Source organism: Halomonas bluephagenesis, from assembly GCF_054790765.1.
This window is the reverse complement of sequence record NZ_CP133631.1, coordinates 2,209,149-2,228,278: the sequence shown is the minus strand read 5'-3', so window position 1 is coordinate 2,228,278 and position 19,130 is coordinate 2,209,149. Positions and strand designations below refer to the sequence as shown.

Here is a 19,130-nt window from a genome sequence, read left to right as displayed (position 1 = left end):
TGGTTACTTCTCAATTACCTCCATTTGACTAGAGTTCAACCAAACCTTTGCTAGTGAACGAGCCCTCTTCTACCACCATTTCCACAACAACGCCGGGCACGTCGCCATTTTCGTCAAATTCATGGGAGCCAGAAGCGCCTTCGTAGTTGATCTCTGTACCTGCTGCAATCAGCTCGACCGCTTTTTCCCACTCGCCCGGCAGTATTACTTCGCCTGGCGCGCTGGAAACACTGCGTAGCGCTTCAGAAAGCCCTTCACGCTCAGCGCTGCCATTTTGCTCAATAGCCAACGCCACTAGGAAGGCCGCATCATAAGCCTGGGCAGCGAATACGGCGCTAGGGTCGATGCCCGCCGCTTCAGCCGCTTCATTGAAAATATCCGTTCCGGGAAGGTCAGGGCTACCGGGACGCGTCGCGATCATGCCGTCCAGTATGTCAGCGCCAATCGCTTCTACTAAGCTATCACCGACCATGCCATCGGCACCCACATACTGGGTGAACATGCCGCTTTCGTAGGCTTGGCGCAGTACCGTCTGGCCGGAGGGATCGGCATAGGCCAGTACGACCAGCGTGTCTGCACCACTCGAAGACAGCGAGCCAAGCTCAGAACGGTAATCGGCACGGTTATCTTCATGTGCGAGGTTTTCTGCTATTTCGCCACCGCCCGCTTCAAAGGCGTCACTGAAGGCACCCGACAAGCCACGGCCATAGTCGTTGTTAACGTAGGTCACTGCGACAAAATCGATGCCTTTATCAAGCAGTAGCTTGGCAAGCATTTCGCCTTGGAAGGCATCCGACGGCACGGTACGGAAAACTAAGTCGTTGTCATCCAACTCAGAAACCGCGGGAGCCGTTGACGCAGGCGAGACCATCAACACACCACCTGGAATCGCTGCGTTATTGGCAGCGGCAATCGTCGCCCCAGTACACAAAGCGCCGACAATCGCGGTGACTTGCTCAGAATTCACCATGCGATCTGCGGCGTTAGATGCAGCAGAGGCATCCGAACAGGTCGTATCCCCTGACGGCATTTCCAACGTTTGCCCCCCCAAGATGCCGCCCTGCTCATTTATCTGCGTCACGGCAAGCTGAGCACCCGCAAAAATGGGTGGTGTCAGGCTTTCAATTCCCCCGGTAAAGCCGCCCAAGAAGCCAACTTTGACCTCCGCCTGGGCCATGCCCGCTAACGCGAGTGATGAGGCCGCAACGGCGGTGGCTAATGTGCGCTTATTAATCATATTATTGGTCGCTCCGAGTCTGTTAAGTGCCCCGACTGTCCAGCGCGGGACTTCTCTTAATTTGGAACTGTAACGCCAAAAACACAAGCAACGCTTTCTAACGCAACGTGGGACGGAAAGTCACTATCTCTAACAACTATCTCTAACAACTATCTCCAACTACTATTCCCACCAGCCAAACCCTAACACCGGCATGGCAAGCGCAAACACCGCCACACAGATGACGGCGACGGCGACCAAACTCATAACCGCCCCGGCGCGCAGCATATCGCTCACCTGAACTTTACCACTGCCGAACACAACGGCATTGGGTGGCGTAGCGACGGGTAACATAAAGGCGCAAGAGGCAGCCATGGCGACCGGCACAGTAAGCAGTAGCGGACTTTGCTCCATGCTTACGGTTAGCGCGGCCGCCAGCGGTACAATAGCCGCCGCCGTAGCAGTATTACTGGTCACGTGGCTCATTAGCATGACCGTGACGACCACCATGAAAACCATCGCCCAGATAGGCCAGTTTACAAACACGGCCATCACGCTTGCCACTACCTCGGCCAACCCTGAGCTTTCGATGGCACTGCCTAAACTAAGCCCGCCGCCCACCAGCAATAACACATTCCAGGGGAGGTTCTGCGCACTCTTACAGTCGAGTAAAAACTGGCGTTGTCCCCAACGAGCAGGAATCACAAACAGCAGTAGCGCGCCCAGCACGGCAATACCGCCATCGCTAAGTGTCAGGCCAGTTAGGTTTTCCAGCACTGGGCGCCCCATCCAGGCCAACGCCACCAACGTAAATACAGCGGCAACGCGTTGCTCGGGGCGACTCATTCGGCCGAGGTCTTCCGCCTGCTGGGATAACACTGTACTAATGCCCTCCAGCGGTGAACGAGGTACAGGATAAATCCAGCGGGTCAGCAGCCACCAGCCGATCAGCAATAGCAGCGCCGCAGGCGGCACTCCTACGAGCATCCACTGCGCAAAACCGATCTCGATGCCGTAGTTATCCGCCATAAAGCCGGCCAGTAAAGCGTTAGGAGGTGTACCAATCAGCGTCCCCATTCCGCCAATATTGGCAGCCAGAGCGATACCCAACAGTAAACAAAGTTCCATGGGGCGCTGGTCCAAAGCGCTGCCCTTGCGTTCAAGTAGCGTAAGAACCGACAAACCTATCGGCACCATCAACGCCGCCGTCGCGGTATTGCTCACCCACATGCTGAGGAACGCTGTTGCCCCCATAAAGCCCGCGACCAGGTGGTCTGGCCGCTTGCCCGCCACGGTCAACACACCCAAGGCAATCCGTCGGTGAAGGTTCCAGCGCTGTATGGCCTCCGCCAGCATAAAACCACCCAAAAATAGAAAAATCAGTGGGTTAGCATAAGGAGCAGCCGCTGCATTCACGTCGACCACACCTAACAGCGGTAATAGTGCTATTGGCAACAGCGCGGTTACCGGCATCGGCACTGGCTCTAAAATCCACCAGATAGCCATCCACGCAGTAAGAGCGAGAACACGCCATGCAGCGACGGGCATGTCGTCGGGCGCGCCTGATAACAACAACGCCATCGCAACCAGGGGGCCGCCCAACAGTCCCAAGGTGATTTTGCGTCGCTGCCAGCGCAAGGCGTTAGTAGACGCTTCCATGGTCACTACCTCCTTAATAAAGCGGCCCACATAAGTGCTTGCTAATTATCCTCATCAGCGACCCGCTGCGCCTGCTGCTTACGCAGGCGATTACGGCGGTAAAGCCTTATCAACGCGATTGTCAGGGCGGCGGCCACCATGAGAGCGAGCACAACTCCCTGCCAGGGGCGGGCAGCATCGCCCATCACGGTTTCCAACGTAATAATCAGCATTAAACCCAGCGCCTGCGACCCAATGGCCAGCGCCCGCAGTATGTCGAAAGCGGGTTGAGGCATAGACATCTCCGTAATTTTTAACGTGCATGGTATGGTTCACCAGTGTACCTGCTTAACGGAAAAATCATGAATGCGATTGCCATTGGCCCACTGCTTATCTCCACCCCCAGACTGTACGCTTTAGGCTGCGCGCTACTATTGTTATTGACTAGCCGCTACCTGCTGGGACTAACGTCCTCACAGCACGGGCGATGGTTCAATGGGCTATTGGTGGTATGGCTGCTGGCGGCCCGGATTGTGTTTGTAGCGCTCAACTGGGAAAGCTACGGCGCAGAACCGCTAGAGGCGCTCAAGGTATGGCAGCCCGGCTACAACGCGCTGGGGGGATTGATTGCGGGGTTGATTTGGACAGCCTGGGTGCTGCGCGAGCGGCTGCTGGCGCTCATTGGCGGCCTCGCCATGCTGATCGGCACGACAAGCCTGTGGCTGGTCTTGGTAACGCTTGCCCCCTTAGGCAATGAATTTGCTATTGACGCGTTGCCAGAGGTTACCTTAGACGATGTGGACGGCAATCCAGTGCATCTGCCTTCGCTGGCCGAAAGCGGCGACCTTATTATTGTTAATCTATGGGCGACCTGGTGTCCGCCTTGCCTGCGGGAGATGCCGCTGCTTGAAGACGCTGCAAAGCGTGAGGGTGTCAGTGTGGTAGTCGCCAACCAAGGCGAAGACTTACTGCCGGTCGTGCGCTATCTAGACGAGCAAACACTGGATTTTCGCTACGCACTGCGTGATCCGAACCAAACGCTAATGGCGCAATTTCAAGCCCCTGGCCTGCCCACCACCGTGCTTTTTGATCGTCAGGGCAACACGCTGGATGTACACGTTGGCGAGTTAACCCGCGCCCACCTGGAACGCTGGTTAAAAGATTGACCACGATAGACCTTAATCCCCCCGCTGCTTTGCGTTAGAATCCCCCGCCCTGTTGCCACCGGAGACCTGCCCCGGTGGCGTACAACCTGTTTCTGTAGACTTCCTCGAGGCATCATGAGCGATTTTTCTCCCGGCCAGCGTTGGATTAGCGACGGCGAGGCTGAGCTTGGACTCGGCACCGTGCTTAACTGCGACGCCCGTAGCGTTACCATTTTGTTCAGTGCCAGCCAGGAAACCCGTACGTACAACACCCGCCAAGCCCCCTTGACTCGCGTCATGTTCGGCAGCGGCGACCGCGTGATTTCTGCTGATGGCTGGCAGATGATCGTAGACGATAGCAAAGAGACCAGTGGCTTAATCACTTATATTGGCGAAGATAGCGACGGCAACCCTCGTGAGCTATCCGAGGCAAAGCTTGCCGACACCATGCAGTTTGACCAAGCGCGCGATCGGCTGGTGACTGGCCAAGTTGATCGCAATGACTGGTTTGATCTGCGTTTTCGCACGCTGCACCACTATCAGCGCATCGAGCAGCATAGCGCCCTAGGCTTTGCTGGGCCGCGCATCGACCTGATTCCTCACCAGCTTTATATCGCTGACGAAGTGGCCGGTCGCCATGCCCCTCGCGTTTTGCTAGCGGACGAAGTTGGGCTTGGTAAAACGATTGAGGCAGGGCTGATTCTCCACCGCCTGCTACTGGCTGGCCGAGTAGAACGCGCGTTGATTTTGGTGCCAGACAGCCTTACTCACCAATGGCTAGTAGAGCTTTTACGCCGTTTCTCACTCAACGTTAGCCTGCTGGATGAGCAGCAAAGTCTCGCCCACGGTAGCGCTAATCCATTTGAAAGCGCCCAAATAGTATTGGCTAGTCAAGGTTGGCTGTTCGCCAACACGCACCGGCAAGAGCAGGCCCTGGCGAGCCACTTTGACCTGCTCATCGTCGATGAAGCCCATCATCTCGACTGGAGTCCTGACGGCAGCGGCCCAGGGTATCAGTGCGTCGAACAGCTTTCCGCTGATATTCCTGGTTTATTACTGCTGACTGCCACGCCAGAACAGATGGGGGTTGAGAGCCATTTCGCTCGCCTGCGCTTGCTAGATGCCGAGCGTTATCACGACATCGAACGCTTCAAAGACGAAGAGCATCATTACATCGCTGTTGCCCAAGCCATTGATGCCTTGGATGAGCTACCCAATCCCGCCGAGGCGCGTGAACGGGTCGATAATGTAGCGGATGACCGCGACAGCCAAGCGTTGCTAGCAACGTTATGCAACCCTGAGGCGAGTACTGAACAGCAGAATGCTGCTCGCGCTCAGTTGCGCGATGCGCTGCTTGATCGTCACGGTACTGGGCGCGTCATGTTCCGCAACAGTCGCCGGCATGTGGGCGGTTTTCCGGAGCGTCGCCTGCACCTCGCCCAGTTGGAACTGCCATCGGCCTACCGACGCGTGCTGCGTCGCTTGGAACGCGATGATGATTACCTGGACGAGTTGCTGATTGAAACGGGCATGGATCACCCGGACGTACTGATCTATCCAGACACTATGTACCGCGAGCTAAGCAACGACCCACTTAACACCGAATCCTGGTGGCATATCGACCCACGGGTAAATTGGCTGCTGGAAAAACTTAGCGACGATAGCGACAGCGGCTTCGCCAACGACAAAGTACTGATTATTGCCCACCATAGAGAAACCGCAGAAGGGCTTGCCGAAGGGCTTCGCGTACTAGGTGGCTATCACGCGCCGGTATTCCATGAAGGGCTCTCACTCGTCGAGCGTGACCGTGCCGCCGCAGCATTTGCCGATGAAGAAGATGGCTGCCAAGTGCTGGTGTGCTCTGAAATCGGTTCAGAAGGCCGCAACTTCCAGTTCTGCCGCCATCTGGTGATGTTTGATATGCCCCAGCATCCCGACCAGTTGGAGCAGCGCATTGGCCGCCTAGACCGGATTGGCCAGCGCCATGCCATTGAACTTCACGTGCCTACCTTTACCGGCAGCCCCGGTGAGCGCCTGCTGCGCTGGTACCACGAAGGCATGGATGCCTTCAGCGCACCCCATGGCATTGGCAGCGACCTATATGACGCCTTTGGCGATGCCCTGGCCGATGCGTTACTTGACGATGAAATGCTCAATGAAATCATCGACGAAACCCGCGAAATGTTCACCGCCAAATTGACTGAACGGGACGCTGGCCGTAACCGCCTGCTAGAGCTAAACGCCTGCCGCCCCGCCCGTGCTCAGCAGGTAATTGATGCGGTGCGTGAGCTGGATGAAGACCCAGCGTTGCCGCGCTTTGTAGAACGCGCACTGGATATTTTTGGCGTAGATAGCCAAGAGATTGGCAATGGCTTGCTTTATTTGCAGCCTAGCCAGCACATGCTGGACGGCCTACCTGGGTTAGTGAAAGGTGAAGAGGGCTTTTCAGCCACTTACAGCCGTTCGCTGGCGCTTGCACGAGACGACATTCAGCGACTCTCTTGGGAGCACCCGCTGCTACGCGAAATGATGGAGCGCATCTTAGATGGCACTATGGGTAACACCGCATTGGCGCTGTTGCGGCCCCCTGCCATTCCCAGCGGCCGCTTGATGGCTGAGCTGGTCTTCCGTACCCACTGCCCTGCGCCTAAATCACTACACCTTAACCGCTTCTTGCCGCCCACGGCGGTGCGCGTCCTGCTTGATGAGTCAGGCGCAAACCTAACCAGTAAGATTTCCTTCACCGGTCTTGGCAAAAACCTGCAGAAAGTGAACAAGTCATTGGCACGAGACTTGATTAAAAGCCGTCATGACCAGCTGCGTGCACTCCTCATTCAGGGTGAAGGTGAAGCCGAACGTGAGCTGCCCAGCATCGTGGAAAGCGCTGAAACACGTATGCGAGCCCAACTGGATGCAGAACTCGCACGCTTAACCGCCCTGGCAGAACACACCCCAGCCGTTCGTAGTGAAGAACTTGAGGCCCTGAGGCAAGAGCGCCAAGCGCTCAGCGACGCGATAGAAAACACCCGCTTACGGCTTGATTCCGTACGGGTGATTATCACTGTCGACCCCAACGCCTAACGCTGAAAAGCTAGAGAATGGCCTCTAACGCCTTATCGAGCGTCGGGTACTGAAAGGGGAACCCGGCCTCTATCAGGCGTGCAGGGCGCATATCGGCCCCCGTCAGCAATAATTGTGACATTTCTCCGAAGCCCGCTTTTAGTACGAAAGCGGGCACCGGGAAAACCGCTGGTCGGTGAAGCTGCTTAGCCAACGTTTTCGTAAACTCAGCATTCGTCACCGGATGCGGAGCACTGCCATTAAACACACCTGAAAGCGTCGACTCGTCCATCAAAAACATAATCGCTGCCACGAGATCATCGCGATGGATCCAGGGCATAAACTGTTCGCCACTGCCAAAACGTCCCCCTAGCCCAAGTTTAAACGGCGGCAGCATCTTCTGCAGCGTGCCGCCACCCGCCTCAAGCACCAAACCTATACGCAGTATCGCTAAACGAACGCCCATCGCTTCAATCGCCTTGGCGGCCGCTTCCCACTGAGCACAAAGCCGATGAGCAAACTCATCGTTAGGCGACGTTGTTTCATCCACCACCGTATTGCCTTGATTACCGTAATACCCCATAGCGGAGCCACTGATCATCACTTTGGGTAACGCTTGCCCATTGGCTTCGAGCTGCTCACAAAGCGTTATCAATTGCTGGGTGCTGTCGATTCGAGAGCGAATCAGCGTCTCTTTTTGGCTATCACTCCAGCGCTTTGCAGCAATCGACTCACCAGCAAGGTTCACCAACACCTCGGGGGGGGTATCCATAAATGCCTGGGCGCTATCACGAATATCGCAGGCTTTCGGCAACCGGCCACGCACTTGGTGCGGCGCTCGGGAAACCACCTGCACCTCGTGCCCTTGAGTGAGGAGTTGTTGGCAGAGTCGCTGACCAACAAAGCCGCTACCTCCGGTGATTAATACCCGCATGGTGTCACTCCTATGGCCTGATAAGGTGGGTAGCGTATGCCCACATAGACGCTGAACTGCAAAGCTGGGATTAGCAGCGATTTAAATGATCGTTGCATCGTATTTTATTGTACGATATCTATACACAAACGCTACACATTGATCATTACACATTTAATTAGCCGTCGCGAGCTCCTATGCCTGAACAATTGCCTGTGTCTTCAACACTTTCTGACGCCCACTCAGTGGCAATTATCGGCGCTGGTCTGTCTGGCCTTGCCTGCGGACATCAGCTTGCCAGTCAGGGAGTTAAGGTGGCGCTATTTGATAAAGCGCGTGGCCCCGGTGGCCGCATGTCAAGCAAGCGACGCCCATCAGCGGCACTGGACCTAGGCGCGCAGGCATTTACCGTGCGCAATGAACGATTCGCTAATAAAGTAGCCGAGTGGCAAACCGCTGGCTGTGTTGCTATTTGGCCAACGTCTCGTTATCAGGCTAGCGCATCCGGCTGGCAAACACACAATGACGATCAGTTGCGTTACACCGGCGCGCCACGCATGAGTGCAGTAACCCGTCATCTAGCCGACACGCTTAACGCCCTACCCAATGCCGCCATTACGCTTGAAACCCACATTACGGCGTTTGATAAAACGGCGGCTGGCTGGCAGCTTCACGATACCAACGGATCAATACACGGGCCTTTCGATGTGGTAGTTATCAGCGCCCCGCCGCCCCAGGCTAAAGCATTATTAGCAGAGTGGGAGCCAACACTGTCAGCTGCCTGTGAAGCAAAGCCTCAACGAGGATGTTGGGCAGGTTGGGTTATTTTCGAGAAACCGCTACCGCCAATAACGCAGGTGGCGCCAGCGTGGCACACCGTTCACACACAACATTCAGTGCTTCGTCTAGCGTCACGCAATCACACTAAGCCTGGACGTGAACATCAGCCAGAAAGTATTAGTTTGCTTGCTCAACTGGACTGGAGCGACCTACATATTGAGAGTGACGGCGAAAGCGTTGCCCAACAGTTGCTGGAAGCATTTGTGTCGCTGCTGCCCAATAACACAAAGCTTCCGAACGTCATTGAACTCGGTGCGCACCGCTGGCGCTATGCGCAACCAGCGCAGGCAGGTCAACAGGCGTACTTATACAGCACGAGTGGGTTAGCACTCTGCGGCGACAGCTTCAAAGGTAGTCGTGTCGAAGATGCTTGGCTGTCAGGTGATGAGCTAGGCAAGGCCTTATTAGGCCGGTCGGTCTAAAAAAAGAAAGAAATCTTCACTTTTCGAACATATTGGAAAGGTTGTACCCAGAAGCCACAAGTTGTACAAAGGTGGCTATAATAGCGCAAAGCTATCTAGACGATTAATGATGACCCGATTATGTGGCAAAACGCCTGTCAGGCGTTGAAGCTCCGCCACGACAATTATTGACAGATCCCTGCACTCTTATTTGCAGGCAACCAAGAGGCAATGGCGCCCATGAGCATCAAGGCGACCCACCCACCCGATACCCCGCTTTATCCGATTAGGGAAGTTTCCCGTTTAACGGGTGTGAACTCGGTCACTCTTCGTGCCTGGGAGCGTCGCTACGGTTTAATTCGTCCACAGCGCACCCCAAAAGGTCATCGTTTATACGCGCAAGACGATATCACTCGCATTGAGCGCATTTTGCAATGGCTGAACCGCGGCGTTCCGGTTAGCCAAGTAGCTGATTTAATTGACCAACCTGAAACGGTGGAAACACCATCACCGAATGCTGGCGACTGGTCAAGTCAGCAGCAGTTACTGCAGGCCACTATAGAAGCGGTTGACCTCCCCAAACTGGAAGCACTGTACCACCAGAGTCTGGCGCTATATCCACTAAGCGTCGCGATTAACGAGCTCTGGCAGCCCGTTATTCTAACGCTGGAAGCCAAATGGGCAGATCAGCCTGATGACCTTGTGCGCCGTACCTTCGAAGCCTTCCTGCGTAGCCAGGTAGGCATTCGCCTACACTATGCCAACCAAGCAACGCGCGGCCCGTTAATCCTGTTAAGTGCGATGCCTGATGACCCCGGCCCGCTGTGGGTGTTGATGTGTGCACTTATGGCCAGCGAGCAAGGCTACCGCGTACAAATGTTTGACCGTTCGTTGGCGCTGGAGGACCTTCCTCAGGCCGTATCCCGACTGCACTCGTCGATGGTATTGCTTTCCAGCGGCCAGCGGGAAAGCGACGACTATATTGGTCGCGCACTTCCCCAGGCAGCAGAAGCGTTAAATGTCCCTATTGGGGTCTGTGGTGAAGTGGCACGATTAAGAGAAAATGAGCTACGTGACGGCCCTGTGCATATGTTAGGCGACGACCTCCCCCAAGCCATTGCACGACTTCGCCCTCTGCTACGCGAATCGGGAATTCTCTGAAATATCGGGTGCCATTTAACATTACCGCTGGTAAGGACATCGCATGAATTTGCAGCTCGTTTGGCTGCGTAGCGACTTACGCATTCACGATAACTCCGCGCTTGCCGCCGCGGCTGCCAAAGGCCCCGTCTTGGCCGTATTTTTGCGCAGTGTGGCTCAGTGGCAAGATCATGGGCACGGGGCTACCAAGCTCGATTTCTGGGCACGAGGCGTTGCCGCGATTAAAACGTCGCTAAACGGGCTGAATATTCCACTTTTGCACCGCGATATTGATCACTATGATGAAGCGGCTCAGGTATTGCTTGATATCGCCCTTGAGCACCAGATTACCCAGCTCCACTTTAACTATGAATATGCGCTGAACGAGCAACATCGCGATCAGTCCGTACTCAATGCTTTTAAACGAGAAGGGATAACCGCCCAGGGCCACCATGACGCAGTTGCCTTCGCCCCCGGCAGCTTGTTGACCGGAAAAGGCGATTATTACGGCGTCTTTACACCGTTTTCGAAAGCTTGGCATAAACAGGTCACGACCGAGCAGCTTGCCTTACGAGACACCCCAGGCGTGCAAGCCCCGCTAGAAGTCGAAAGCGACCCACTCCCCGCGCTTCCATCTCTTGATAGCGAACTGGTTGATGAACGCCTGTGGCCTGCTGGGGAAGACGCTGCTAGTGACAACCTCGAACGTTTTTTACGTTTTCGTGGACGGCACTACAAGCAGCAGCGAGACTTCCCGAAGGTGCGCGGCACCAGCGAACTTTCGCCCTACCTAGCGCTAGGCATGATCTCCTATCGTCAATGCCTTCAAGCAGTGATGAGCGAAAATGGTGGCCACCTGGCCGATGGTGATGCAGGACTGACCACCTGGGTGAATGAGCTTATTTGGCGTGAATTTTATCAGCACGTAGCGGTAGGCTTTCCCAAGGTCTGCCGCTACCAACCTTTTCAAGAACATACCAAGCAGCTCAACTGGCGTGACGACGACGAAGGCTTCCAAGCATGGTGTGAAGGCCGCACCGGCTATCCGATCGTCGATGCGGCCATGCGCCAGTTGGTGTCAACCGGCTGGATGCACAACCGCCTGCGCATGATTACTGCCATGTTTTTAAGTAAGCATCTGCTGATTGACTGGCGGCGTGGGGAGGCGTTTTTTATGCGCCATTTAATCGACGGTGAGTTTTGCGCAAATAACGGCGGTTGGCAGTGGGCGGCATCAACCGGCACGGATGCAGCGCCCTATTTTCGTATTTTTAACCCCACTACCCAGTCAACGCGCTTTGATCCAGATGGCGAATTCATTGCCCAGTGGCTGCCCGCACTAAAACCACTGCCTGCAAAAGCTCGCCATGCACCGCCCCAGGACATGCTGAACTCGACGGACTACCCAGCCCCCATCGTTGATCATAAAGCAGCGCGCCAGCGCGCCCTGGATGCTTTTAAAGCGCTCTCTAAATAACAGCCCTCTCTTTTGCATCGCCTATGCTGAGGCGATGCAAATCGATCTATTGCCTCCTCCTCGCCTCATCGCTTTCTTATTTTTCTTAACCATTACAGGACCGCATGATGCCTAACGACCAAGCTTTGGCGAATTTTTGCGCCTTTTTTAATAAACTAGACAATACCTGTACAGAAAAACTATACGAGGTATATACTGAGGAAGTTGTCTTCAACGATCCGCTACACCACATTGAAGGGCGCGCGGCGCTAGAGCGCTATTTCGACACCATGTACGAGAACGTTGAACGTTGCCAATTTACTTATCACACGCAACAACAGTTGGCTAATCAAGCATTTGTAACGTGGACAATGGAATTTATTCATCCACGTTTGGCCCATGGCAAACCCATCCGTGTCGCGGGGTGCAGTGCGCTAACGTTTGAAGAAGATGGCCGGGTTTCAAAGCACCGCGACTATTTCGATGCAGGGGCCATGTTATACGAACACTTGCCAATAATGGGACGCGTCATACGTTGGTTGAAACAGCGCATTAGCTGAGATCTGACCCGTTTATTCACATGCAGGTTGCATGCTAACAGGCCGCCACAGGAGAACATGATGAGCACATGGAAAACGCCCCAGCGCATTTGGCTTACGGGTGCAACGTCAGGCATTGGTGAAGCGCTTGCCAAAAAACTCATCACCCAAGGTCATCATGTCGTGCTCAGTGCCCGTAACCAAGAGGCACTCGATGTTTTGTGCGCCGGCCATTCCAATGCTTATTCACTCCCTCTTGATATCAGCGATCGCCAGGCAGTGATTGCGGCTGGCGAGCAAATCAGTACATGGTTGGGCGCACTGGATATTGCCTTATTCAATGCAGGCACCTGCGAATATCTCGATGCCCAGCACTTTGATATGGCGCTTATTGAGCGGGTTTTTACACCTAACTTGTTTGGCACCCTGTATGGCGTGGAAGCAGCCCTGCCACTATTACGAGCTGCCCGTAAAGAGGGCAAACCTGCGTGCCTTGCCGCCACCTCCAGTGCTTCTGCTTATTTGCCGCTGCCCCGAGCCGAAGCCTACGGTGCCTCAAAAGTGGCTATCAGCTACTTTCTGGAATCATTACGCCTCGACCTCGACCAAGAGGGCATTGATGTCAGCTTGATCCATCCGGGGTTTGTTAAAACACCCCTGACCGATCGCAACGATTTCCCAATGCCCATGCAAGTCACCGCAGACCAAGCCGCCGATGCCATCATTGCCGGTCTTTTTAAAGGAAGGCTGGATATCCACTTTCCGCGTCGCTTCACCTATCTCGTGAAATTTTTAGGAATTTTACCGCCTGCGCTGCGTCGTCATATCGGCCTACGCATGACAAGACGTCAAGAGGAGCAACAATGAGTGGCATGGCTTCACAGCGCATCGCAATTATTGGCAGTGGCATTAGCGGCATGGCAGCGGGTTGGTACTTATCCTCCCGGCATGAAGTAACGCTTTTTGAAGCAGACGATCGTCTTGGCGGGCATACGGCTACGATGGACGTAGAGGTCGGGGGGGAGTCTTACGCTATCGACACAGGCTTTATTGTTTTCAATGATTGGACCTATCCCCATTTCCAGCGCTTACTAGAAACACTTGAAGTGCCTAGCCAGGCCACCGAAATGAGTTTTTCGGTGCATGAAACCAATATTGATTTTGAATATAACGGCCATACGCTAGGTTCTCTGTTTGCCCAGCGGCGCAATTTGCTCAGCCCCGCTTTTTATCGTCTTTTACGCGACATCTTGCGCTTTAACAAACAAGCAACGGCTGACCTAGAGTGCAAGCGCCTTCCCAGCAACATGACGCTAGGCGAATACCTTGACCAACATGGCTATGGTGAAGCTTTTCAGCGACGTTACCTGCTGCCCATGGGAGCAGCCATTTGGTCAGCGAGCATTGGCGACCTACGCGCCTTTCCGCTGACATTCTTCGTCCGCTTTTTCCGCAATCATGGCTTGCTGTCGGTTAACCACCGCCCTCAATGGCATACCTTAGTCGGCGGTTCGAAACGCTACATTCCCAGCATGACAGCGCCTTACGCGGCGCGCATTCACTTGAATACTCCCGTGACGCGCATTGAGCGAAACGCTACAGGCGTGATGGTCACGACCGCTCTGGGTACGCAACGATTTGATCATGTCGTGCTGGCCTGCCACGCCGATCAGGCATTAGCGATGCTCGGCGACCCGACACCCGCTGAGCAAGACATTCTTGCTGCCATGCCTTATCAAGATAACGAAGTAGTGCTGCATACCGACACATCGCTGCTGCCTCGGCGGCAGCGCGCCTGGGCTAGCTGGAACTACCGTTTAGATGGCAGAGGAGCAGACGAGCGGGTGTCTGTTACCTACAACATGAATATTCTGCAGCGATTGGAAGAGGCTGACACTACCTTTTGCGTCACGCTTAACGACTCAAACAGCATTGACCCCGCGAAGGTGCTCGGACGTTATACCTATGCCCATCCCCAGTTCACCTTGGAAGGGCAGGCTGCGCAAATGCGCCATGACGAGATATCCTCGGTTGCTCGGCGCACCCACTTCTGCGGCGCTTATTGGCGCAATGGCTTTCACGAAGATGGAGTATGGAGCGCGCTACGGGTTGCTCAAGCACTAGGTTGTGATGAGGCAGCCGCGCCACCAACAACGCCTACGGCGCTACCGGCCCATGACCTTATGCCTACCAACAGCGTTGGGGAGGGGCTTGGATGATTGTCGCGCCTCGCTCGCGTATTTACCGCGGTACTTTGCGTCATCGTCGCTTCACACCTAAAGAGCACGCCTTTAGTTACCGCGTATGGATGGCGTGGCTCCACCTGGATGAGTTGCCGACACTATTTGACAACGTGCCTGGCTTTAGCGCCCGAAGACCGGCACTAGCACGCTTTCGTCGCGAAGATTATCTCAGCCCTACCGATAAGCCATTACGTACAGCGGTACGCGAGGAACTAATTCGTCAGTTGGGCAGCGCCCCCAATGGCAAGATTTACGTACTGACCCAGTTACGCACCTTTGGCACCGTCTTCAATCCTGTTTCGATGTACTACGCCTATGACCATTTAGGCAGGCTGGCGGCTGTCGTTGGTGAAGTCACCAATATGCCCTGGAAGGAGCGTACCTGCTATGCCTGCCAGGTCGATACGGCTCGCCACAGCCATCATGCAAGCTTTGATAAGGCCATGCATGTGTCGCCTTTTAACCCCATGGAAATGACTTATCGCTGGAAATTCAACTCACCCGGCGATCAGCTCTATCTTCACATGGAAAACTGGCAGAGCGGGCAGCGCCATTTCGACGCCACACTGACGCTTGAGGCTGCCCCAGCGACACGCGGCGTTCTGCTAGCGACGCTGGCACGCCAGCCCTGGATGAGTCTGAAAACAGTCGCGGGAATTCATTTTGAAGCGTTTCGGCTTTGGCTTAAGCGTAACCCCGTTTATAACCACCCTAAGCGCAAGGAGACTTCAAAATGACGACCCTGCGTTCTACACCCCCTGAAATACAACCGGTTAACCAGGATCGTTTCACCCGCTGGTTAAAACCACGCCTGATGGCTCAGTTAGATGCCTTTCAGGGTGGTCGTATTACCTTAATTGAAGGCGATCAGTGCCATCATCTCGGCCAGGAAGGTGCGCTTCAAGTGAGCGTCGTGATTCGTCACTCCCGTGCCTGGAAAAGGCTCGCGTTTGGCGGCACAGTGGGCGCGGCTGAATCCTATATGGATGGCGACTGGGACGCTGATGACTTAGTGGCTCTGGTGCGTTTGTTTGCGTCCAATCTTGACCACGTAAACGGTAACATGGAGAACGGGAGTGCCCGCTTTACCCGTTGGTTACTTGGCGCTGCCTATCGTTTCCAACGTAACAGCCTTTCCGGTTCAAAGCGCAATATCTCCGCGCACTACGATATTGGCAATGACCTGTTTGCTACATTTCTTGATCAACGCCACTGGATGTACTCCAGCGCTGTTTTCCCCTATCCGGAAGCCAGTCTAGAAGAAGCGTCTACCTATAAACTCGACATCATGCTCGAAAAGCTAGATGTGCGGCCAGAACACCACCTGCTGGAAATTGGTACCGGCTGGGGTGGGCTTGCGGTACACGCCGCTAAAACCCGTGGCTGTCGTGTCACCACCACTACTATTTCTGAAGAGCAGTACGCGCACACCGCCCGCCGCATTCAAGAAGAGGGGCTCGGCGATAGAATCAACCTGCTAAAGCAGGATTATCGCGAGCTACCCGGCCGCTATGATCGACTGATTTCGGTTGAGATGATTGAAGCCGTCGGCCATCAGTATTTGAACACCTACCTTAAAAAGGTCGACAGCCTGCTCACTGATGATGGGCAGGCTATGCTGCAAGCCATCACTATCCGTGACCAACGGTTTGAAGAAGCTAAACGGGATATGGACTTTATTAAACGTTATATTTTCCCGGGCGGTTTTTTGCCTTCTCATCACGCCATGCTAACCAGCGTCATGCGCAAAACGTCACTGAACGTGGTAGCGCTTGACGAAATTGGCCAGCACTACGCACGCACCTTACGCGAGTGGCGGCACCGCTTTGAAGCCAGCCTCGAGCAGATAAGGCAGCAGGGTTACGACGAGCGGTTTATTCGCATGTGGCGTTACTATTTGTGCTACTGCGAAGGCGGCTTTATTGAGCGCTCTATTGGTACGTGCCACTTATTGTTGGCGAAACCAGCCGCAAAACCCGAACCGTTAACGGGCGCACTATAAATGGCTAGCCCACGCTGGCAAAGTTTGCTGTTCAATGCACTACGCTTCGAAGCAGGCTGGTTGCTGTGCGTCCTGGGCGGCTCGTGGGTGGCTGCTATGACAGGGAGTGTACTGCTCGGCTGGCATTTTTGGCGCTGCGCTAAGCCCGGCGAATGGCGCTTTATTGGTGTGTTAGCGCTACTCGGGTTGGCACTGGATGGCGGCCTTCATATGGCGGGAGGTTTCGACTTCGGTGAACAGGCCTTGGTGGCTGGTTTGCTGCCGCTGTGGCTTTGGATGCTTTGGCCTCTGTTTGCCACGCTGGTATTCCACTCGCTTGCCTGGCTGTGGCGATATCCAGTTATTGCGGCGGTTTGCGGTGCGGTCAGCGGGCCGCTGTCCTATGTTGGCGGTGCTACGCTCACCGGCGTTAGTTTGGCTCCCTGGCTACTGCCTGCACAGGCCCTTATTTGGGCAGTGCTATGTTTTGGCATCAGTCGTTACGTCAACCACAAGACCACTGTTTCTGGCGTTCGCTAGGACACTTCTTCAGCCAATATTTGCGGCGCCCAACGTTGTTCAAGCTCATCAGCAGGTAACGGTCTAGCAAAATAGAACCCCTGCACTAGCGTGCAGCCAGCATCAATCAGAAACTGACATTGCGCTTGCGTTTCTACGCCTTCGGCTACCACCTCCAGCCCCATACCCTCTGCCATCGCCAGCACAGCCGTTACAATAGCCGCATCTGCTTGGTCGTGAGGCAGCTCGCGAATAAATGCACGATCTAACTTAATTTTATCCACCGGCAAACGCTTCAAATAACCAAGCGAGGAATAGCCCGTACCAAAATCATCGATTGCAATCGCATAGCCTTGGTTACGCAGCGCCTGCAGGCGTGGTCCCATATCTCCGGCTCGCTCGTCCAGCAAAACAGATTCCGTCAATTCTAGGCCAATTTGAGATGGCTTTAGCTGGTAACGTTCTAAACAACTAGACAGCTGAGTTTCGAGGTCTCCCTGAAAAAGCTGCAGCGCGGAAATATTGATCCACACAGCCACTTTTGGCATACCGCTGTACTGCCAATGAGCCTGTTGGGCACAGGCTTTTTCGATGACCCAGCTACCGAGTTCGGACATCAGTCCATGACGTTCAGCTAGCGGAATAAAATCGCCCGGCGAAATCATACCGTCCTGAGGGTGGCGCCAGCGCAGCAACGCTTCCATGCCCACCAAATCACCAGTCCCCGGATGATGCTGCGTTTGGTAGTGCAGCTCAAGCTGGTCACCGGATATCAATGCTGCCCGCAAATCGCTCACCAGGGCGAGCTGGGGGTTATCTTGTTTATCCAGCGCGGGGCGAAACCGCTGGCTGTGGTTACGCCCTAAGCGCTTAGCGCTATATAAGGCAGATTCCAGCCGCTGAAAAAGCACGCCGGATTCATTTCCATCTTCTGGGGCACGGCTGCTACCAATCGTTAACCCCAAGCGTAGCGATTGATCTTTTATTTCGAATGGACGGCTCATGTGCTCACGAAGGGTCGCCACCCATCTATCATGATCGTCGAAGGTGGTCGTGCGAATCACCATGAATTCATCGCCACCGAGTCTGCCCACTTCACTGCCAGCCATATAACCCGTTAACCGTTGAGCAAAGCGCGCCAGCAAACGGTCACCCTGCTCTACCCCTAGGCTATCGTTAACCGATTTAAGCCCATCAATATCAATCAACGCCATATCCAAACTTTCACCTGCACGAAGATGGCGCAGCCGAGAGGACATCAGATCGTGTAAGCGTCGCCGATTTGGCAATCCCGTTAGCGGGTCTTCATAGCCAATGCGACGCAAATCACGCTCGCGCGTTTTTTGGGAGGAGATATCAGTAAATAGATTGATGAAATGAGTGATTTTGCCGCGCTTGTCAGTAACCGCACGAACCTTTAGCCACTCGGGGTACTCATCACCATGCTTGCGGCGATTCCACATCTCGCCTTCCCAACGGCCAGTCGCCTTTAACGTGCTCCAAAACGTCTGATAAAACGCTTTATCGTGACGCGGAGCCGCTAACGTCTCTAGCTTACGGCCAATCATTTCCTGGCTTTCGTAGCCGGTGATTTGGGTAAACGCGGGATTAACCGTCAAGACGCGATTATGCACATCGCTGATAACAATGGCGTCGCTCGCCAACCCTATTGCATCTTGCGAAAGACGTAGCCGCAGAGCTTGTTGACGTATTTGGTTCCAAGCATCCCACAGGCCAAATGCAACCAAACTGGCCGACACCATACGTAGCGCCGTGTCAGGCACCCACACACAAGCAGGCAGCGCTATTAACGCCATCCACACCAGCGGACGATTAAGAGAAACAGGCAGCCACATGGCGGGTTAGTGTGTCCTATAAATGAGCCAAATAGGGCATGGTTAACAGATATGGCATCATGCCGCTTAACAAAAAACATGGATACACCATATTACGTCAATAGGGCGTTTATTGTGCAAAATCGCACATTTGAAATAACAGAGTGCTAACAATTGTTATCGGCACATAGGTAAAAAGCTGTA

The 19,130-nt window shown here is 54.5% G+C and carries 16 protein-coding genes; 11 read left to right on the top strand and 5 right to left on the bottom strand.

Going from position 1 to position 19,130, the window contains the following annotated elements:
• Positions 1-28 precede the first annotated feature (28 nt).
• The 3 genes from REH51_RS09845 to REH51_RS09835 all read right to left on the bottom strand — a co-directional run bounded on the left by REH51_RS09845 (position 29) and on the right by REH51_RS09835 (position 3,150).
• A complete protein-coding gene (locus tag REH51_RS09845) occupies positions 29-1,237 on the bottom strand; it encodes an ABC transporter substrate-binding protein (RefSeq protein ID WP_498935577.1) in 1,209 nt (402 codons plus the stop codon).
• 162 nt (positions 1,238-1,399) lie between these two features.
• Positions 1,400-2,875, bottom strand: a complete 1,476-nt coding sequence (locus REH51_RS09840; RefSeq protein ID WP_009723924.1) for an SLC13 family permease — start codon at positions 2,873-2,875, stop codon at positions 1,400-1,402.
• A gap of 41 nt (positions 2,876-2,916) precedes the next feature.
• A complete protein-coding gene (locus tag REH51_RS09835) occupies positions 2,917-3,150 on the bottom strand; it encodes a hypothetical protein (protein WP_009723925.1) in 234 nt (77 codons plus the stop codon).
• Between the two features lie 66 nt (positions 3,151-3,216).
• On the opposite strand from REH51_RS09835, the gene REH51_RS09830 reads away from it, so the two are divergent.
• Both REH51_RS09830 and rapA read left to right on the top strand, forming a co-directional pair.
• The gene (locus REH51_RS09830) at positions 3,217-4,020 is read left to right on the top strand and encodes a TlpA family protein disulfide reductase (protein WP_009723926.1); all 804 of its coding nucleotides are present in this window, start codon (positions 3,217-3,219) and stop codon (positions 4,018-4,020) included.
• A 114-nt stretch (positions 4,021-4,134) separates the two neighbouring features.
• Positions 4,135-7,080, top strand: coding sequence for an RNA polymerase-associated protein RapA (gene rapA / locus REH51_RS09825; protein ID WP_498935575.1), 2,946 nt, complete (start codon positions 4,135-4,137; stop codon positions 7,078-7,080).
• A gap of 10 nt (positions 7,081-7,090) precedes the next feature.
• Here rapA and REH51_RS09820 read toward each other — a convergent pair whose 3' ends face one another.
• Complete coding sequence (locus REH51_RS09820; protein ID WP_498935573.1) at positions 7,091-7,993, bottom strand: TIGR01777 family oxidoreductase; 903 nt, start codon at positions 7,991-7,993, stop codon at positions 7,091-7,093.
• A 176-nt stretch (positions 7,994-8,169) separates the two neighbouring features.
• Between REH51_RS09820 and REH51_RS09815 the strand changes: the two genes are divergently transcribed.
• The 9 genes from REH51_RS09815 to REH51_RS09775 all read left to right on the top strand — a co-directional run bounded on the left by REH51_RS09815 (position 8,170) and on the right by REH51_RS09775 (position 17,112).
• Positions 8,170-9,234, top strand: coding sequence for an NAD(P)/FAD-dependent oxidoreductase (locus REH51_RS09815; RefSeq protein ID WP_009723929.1), 1,065 nt, complete (start codon positions 8,170-8,172; stop codon positions 9,232-9,234).
• A 219-nt stretch (positions 9,235-9,453) separates the two neighbouring features.
• Positions 9,454-10,374 carry a MerR family transcriptional regulator gene (locus tag REH51_RS09810; RefSeq protein ID WP_186004654.1) on the top strand — a complete coding sequence of 307 codons (921 nt, stop codon included), beginning with the start codon at positions 9,454-9,456 and terminating at the stop codon, positions 10,372-10,374.
• A gap of 43 nt (positions 10,375-10,417) precedes the next feature.
• Positions 10,418-11,830, top strand: coding sequence for a deoxyribodipyrimidine photo-lyase (gene phrB / locus REH51_RS09805; protein WP_009723931.1), 1,413 nt, complete (start codon positions 10,418-10,420; stop codon positions 11,828-11,830).
• Between the two features lie 107 nt (positions 11,831-11,937).
• On the top strand, positions 11,938-12,369 hold the full coding sequence (locus tag REH51_RS09800; RefSeq protein ID WP_009723932.1) for a nuclear transport factor 2 family protein: 432 nt from the start codon (positions 11,938-11,940) through the stop codon (positions 12,367-12,369).
• A gap of 60 nt (positions 12,370-12,429) precedes the next feature.
• A complete protein-coding gene (locus REH51_RS09795; RefSeq protein ID WP_009723933.1) occupies positions 12,430-13,215 on the top strand; it encodes an SDR family NAD(P)-dependent oxidoreductase in 786 nt (261 codons plus the stop codon).
• Entirely contained in the window at positions 13,212-14,567 is a 1,356-nt protein-coding gene (locus REH51_RS09790) for an NAD(P)/FAD-dependent oxidoreductase (RefSeq protein ID WP_009723934.1), read from the top strand. Before REH51_RS09795 ends, REH51_RS09790 begins: the two co-directional genes overlap by 4 nt.
• Complete coding sequence (locus REH51_RS09785; RefSeq protein WP_498935571.1) at positions 14,564-15,328, top strand: DUF1365 domain-containing protein; 765 nt, start codon at positions 14,564-14,566, stop codon at positions 15,326-15,328. Before REH51_RS09790 ends, REH51_RS09785 begins: the two co-directional genes overlap by 4 nt.
• Positions 15,325-16,593 (top strand): class I SAM-dependent methyltransferase, encoded by a 1,269-nt coding sequence (locus REH51_RS09780; RefSeq protein ID WP_498935569.1) that lies wholly within the window; start codon positions 15,325-15,327, stop codon positions 16,591-16,593. Before REH51_RS09785 ends, REH51_RS09780 begins: the two co-directional genes overlap by 4 nt.
• Positions 16,594-17,112 carry a DUF2878 family protein gene (locus REH51_RS09775; RefSeq protein ID WP_009723937.1) on the top strand — a complete coding sequence of 173 codons (519 nt, stop codon included), beginning with the start codon at positions 16,594-16,596 and terminating at the stop codon, positions 17,110-17,112.
• On the opposite strand, the gene REH51_RS09770 is transcribed toward REH51_RS09775, so the two are convergent.
• Entirely contained in the window at positions 17,109-18,947 is a 1,839-nt protein-coding gene (locus tag REH51_RS09770) for a putative bifunctional diguanylate cyclase/phosphodiesterase (RefSeq protein WP_009723938.1), read from the bottom strand. The genes REH51_RS09775 and REH51_RS09770 overlap by 4 nt on opposite strands.
• Positions 18,948-19,130: the final 183 nt, after the last annotated feature.

Bases quoted from the DNA above. Each gene is read 5' to 3' on its own strand.
- REH51_RS09800 (WP_009723932.1), top strand. From the start codon at position 11,938: ATGCCTAACGACCAAGCTTTGGCGAATTTTTGCGCCTTTTTTAATAAA.
- REH51_RS09790 (WP_009723934.1), top strand. From the start codon at position 13,212: ATGAGTGGCATGGCTTCACAGCGCATCGCAATTATTGGCAGTGGCATT.
- REH51_RS09785 (WP_498935571.1), top strand. From the start codon at position 14,564: ATGATTGTCGCGCCTCGCTCGCGTATTTACCGCGGTACTTTGCGTCAT.
- REH51_RS09810 (WP_186004654.1), top strand. From the start codon at position 9,454: ATGAGCATCAAGGCGACCCACCCACCCGATACCCCGCTTTATCCGATT.
- REH51_RS09835 (WP_009723925.1), bottom strand. From the start codon at position 3,150: ATGCCTCAACCCGCTTTCGACATACTGCGGGCGCTGGCCATTGGGTCG.
- REH51_RS09815 (WP_009723929.1), top strand. From the start codon at position 8,170: ATGCCTGAACAATTGCCTGTGTCTTCAACACTTTCTGACGCCCACTCA.
- phrB (WP_009723931.1), top strand. From the start codon at position 10,418: ATGAATTTGCAGCTCGTTTGGCTGCGTAGCGACTTACGCATTCACGAT.
- REH51_RS09845 (WP_498935577.1), bottom strand. From the start codon at position 1,237: ATGATTAATAAGCGCACATTAGCCACCGCCGTTGCGGCCTCATCACTC.
- REH51_RS09830 (WP_009723926.1), top strand. From the start codon at position 3,217: ATGAATGCGATTGCCATTGGCCCACTGCTTATCTCCACCCCCAGACTG.
- REH51_RS09795 (WP_009723933.1), top strand. From the start codon at position 12,430: ATGAGCACATGGAAAACGCCCCAGCGCATTTGGCTTACGGGTGCAACG.
- REH51_RS09820 (WP_498935573.1), bottom strand. From the start codon at position 7,993: ATGCGGGTATTAATCACCGGAGGTAGCGGCTTTGTTGGTCAGCGACTC.
- REH51_RS09775 (WP_009723937.1), top strand. From the start codon at position 16,594: ATGGCTAGCCCACGCTGGCAAAGTTTGCTGTTCAATGCACTACGCTTC.
- REH51_RS09770 (WP_009723938.1), bottom strand. From the start codon at position 18,947: ATGTGGCTGCCTGTTTCTCTTAATCGTCCGCTGGTGTGGATGGCGTTA.
- REH51_RS09840 (WP_009723924.1), bottom strand. From the start codon at position 2,875: ATGGAAGCGTCTACTAACGCCTTGCGCTGGCAGCGACGCAAAATCACC.
- rapA (WP_498935575.1), top strand. From the start codon at position 4,135: ATGAGCGATTTTTCTCCCGGCCAGCGTTGGATTAGCGACGGCGAGGCT.
- REH51_RS09780 (WP_498935569.1), top strand. From the start codon at position 15,325: ATGACGACCCTGCGTTCTACACCCCCTGAAATACAACCGGTTAACCAG.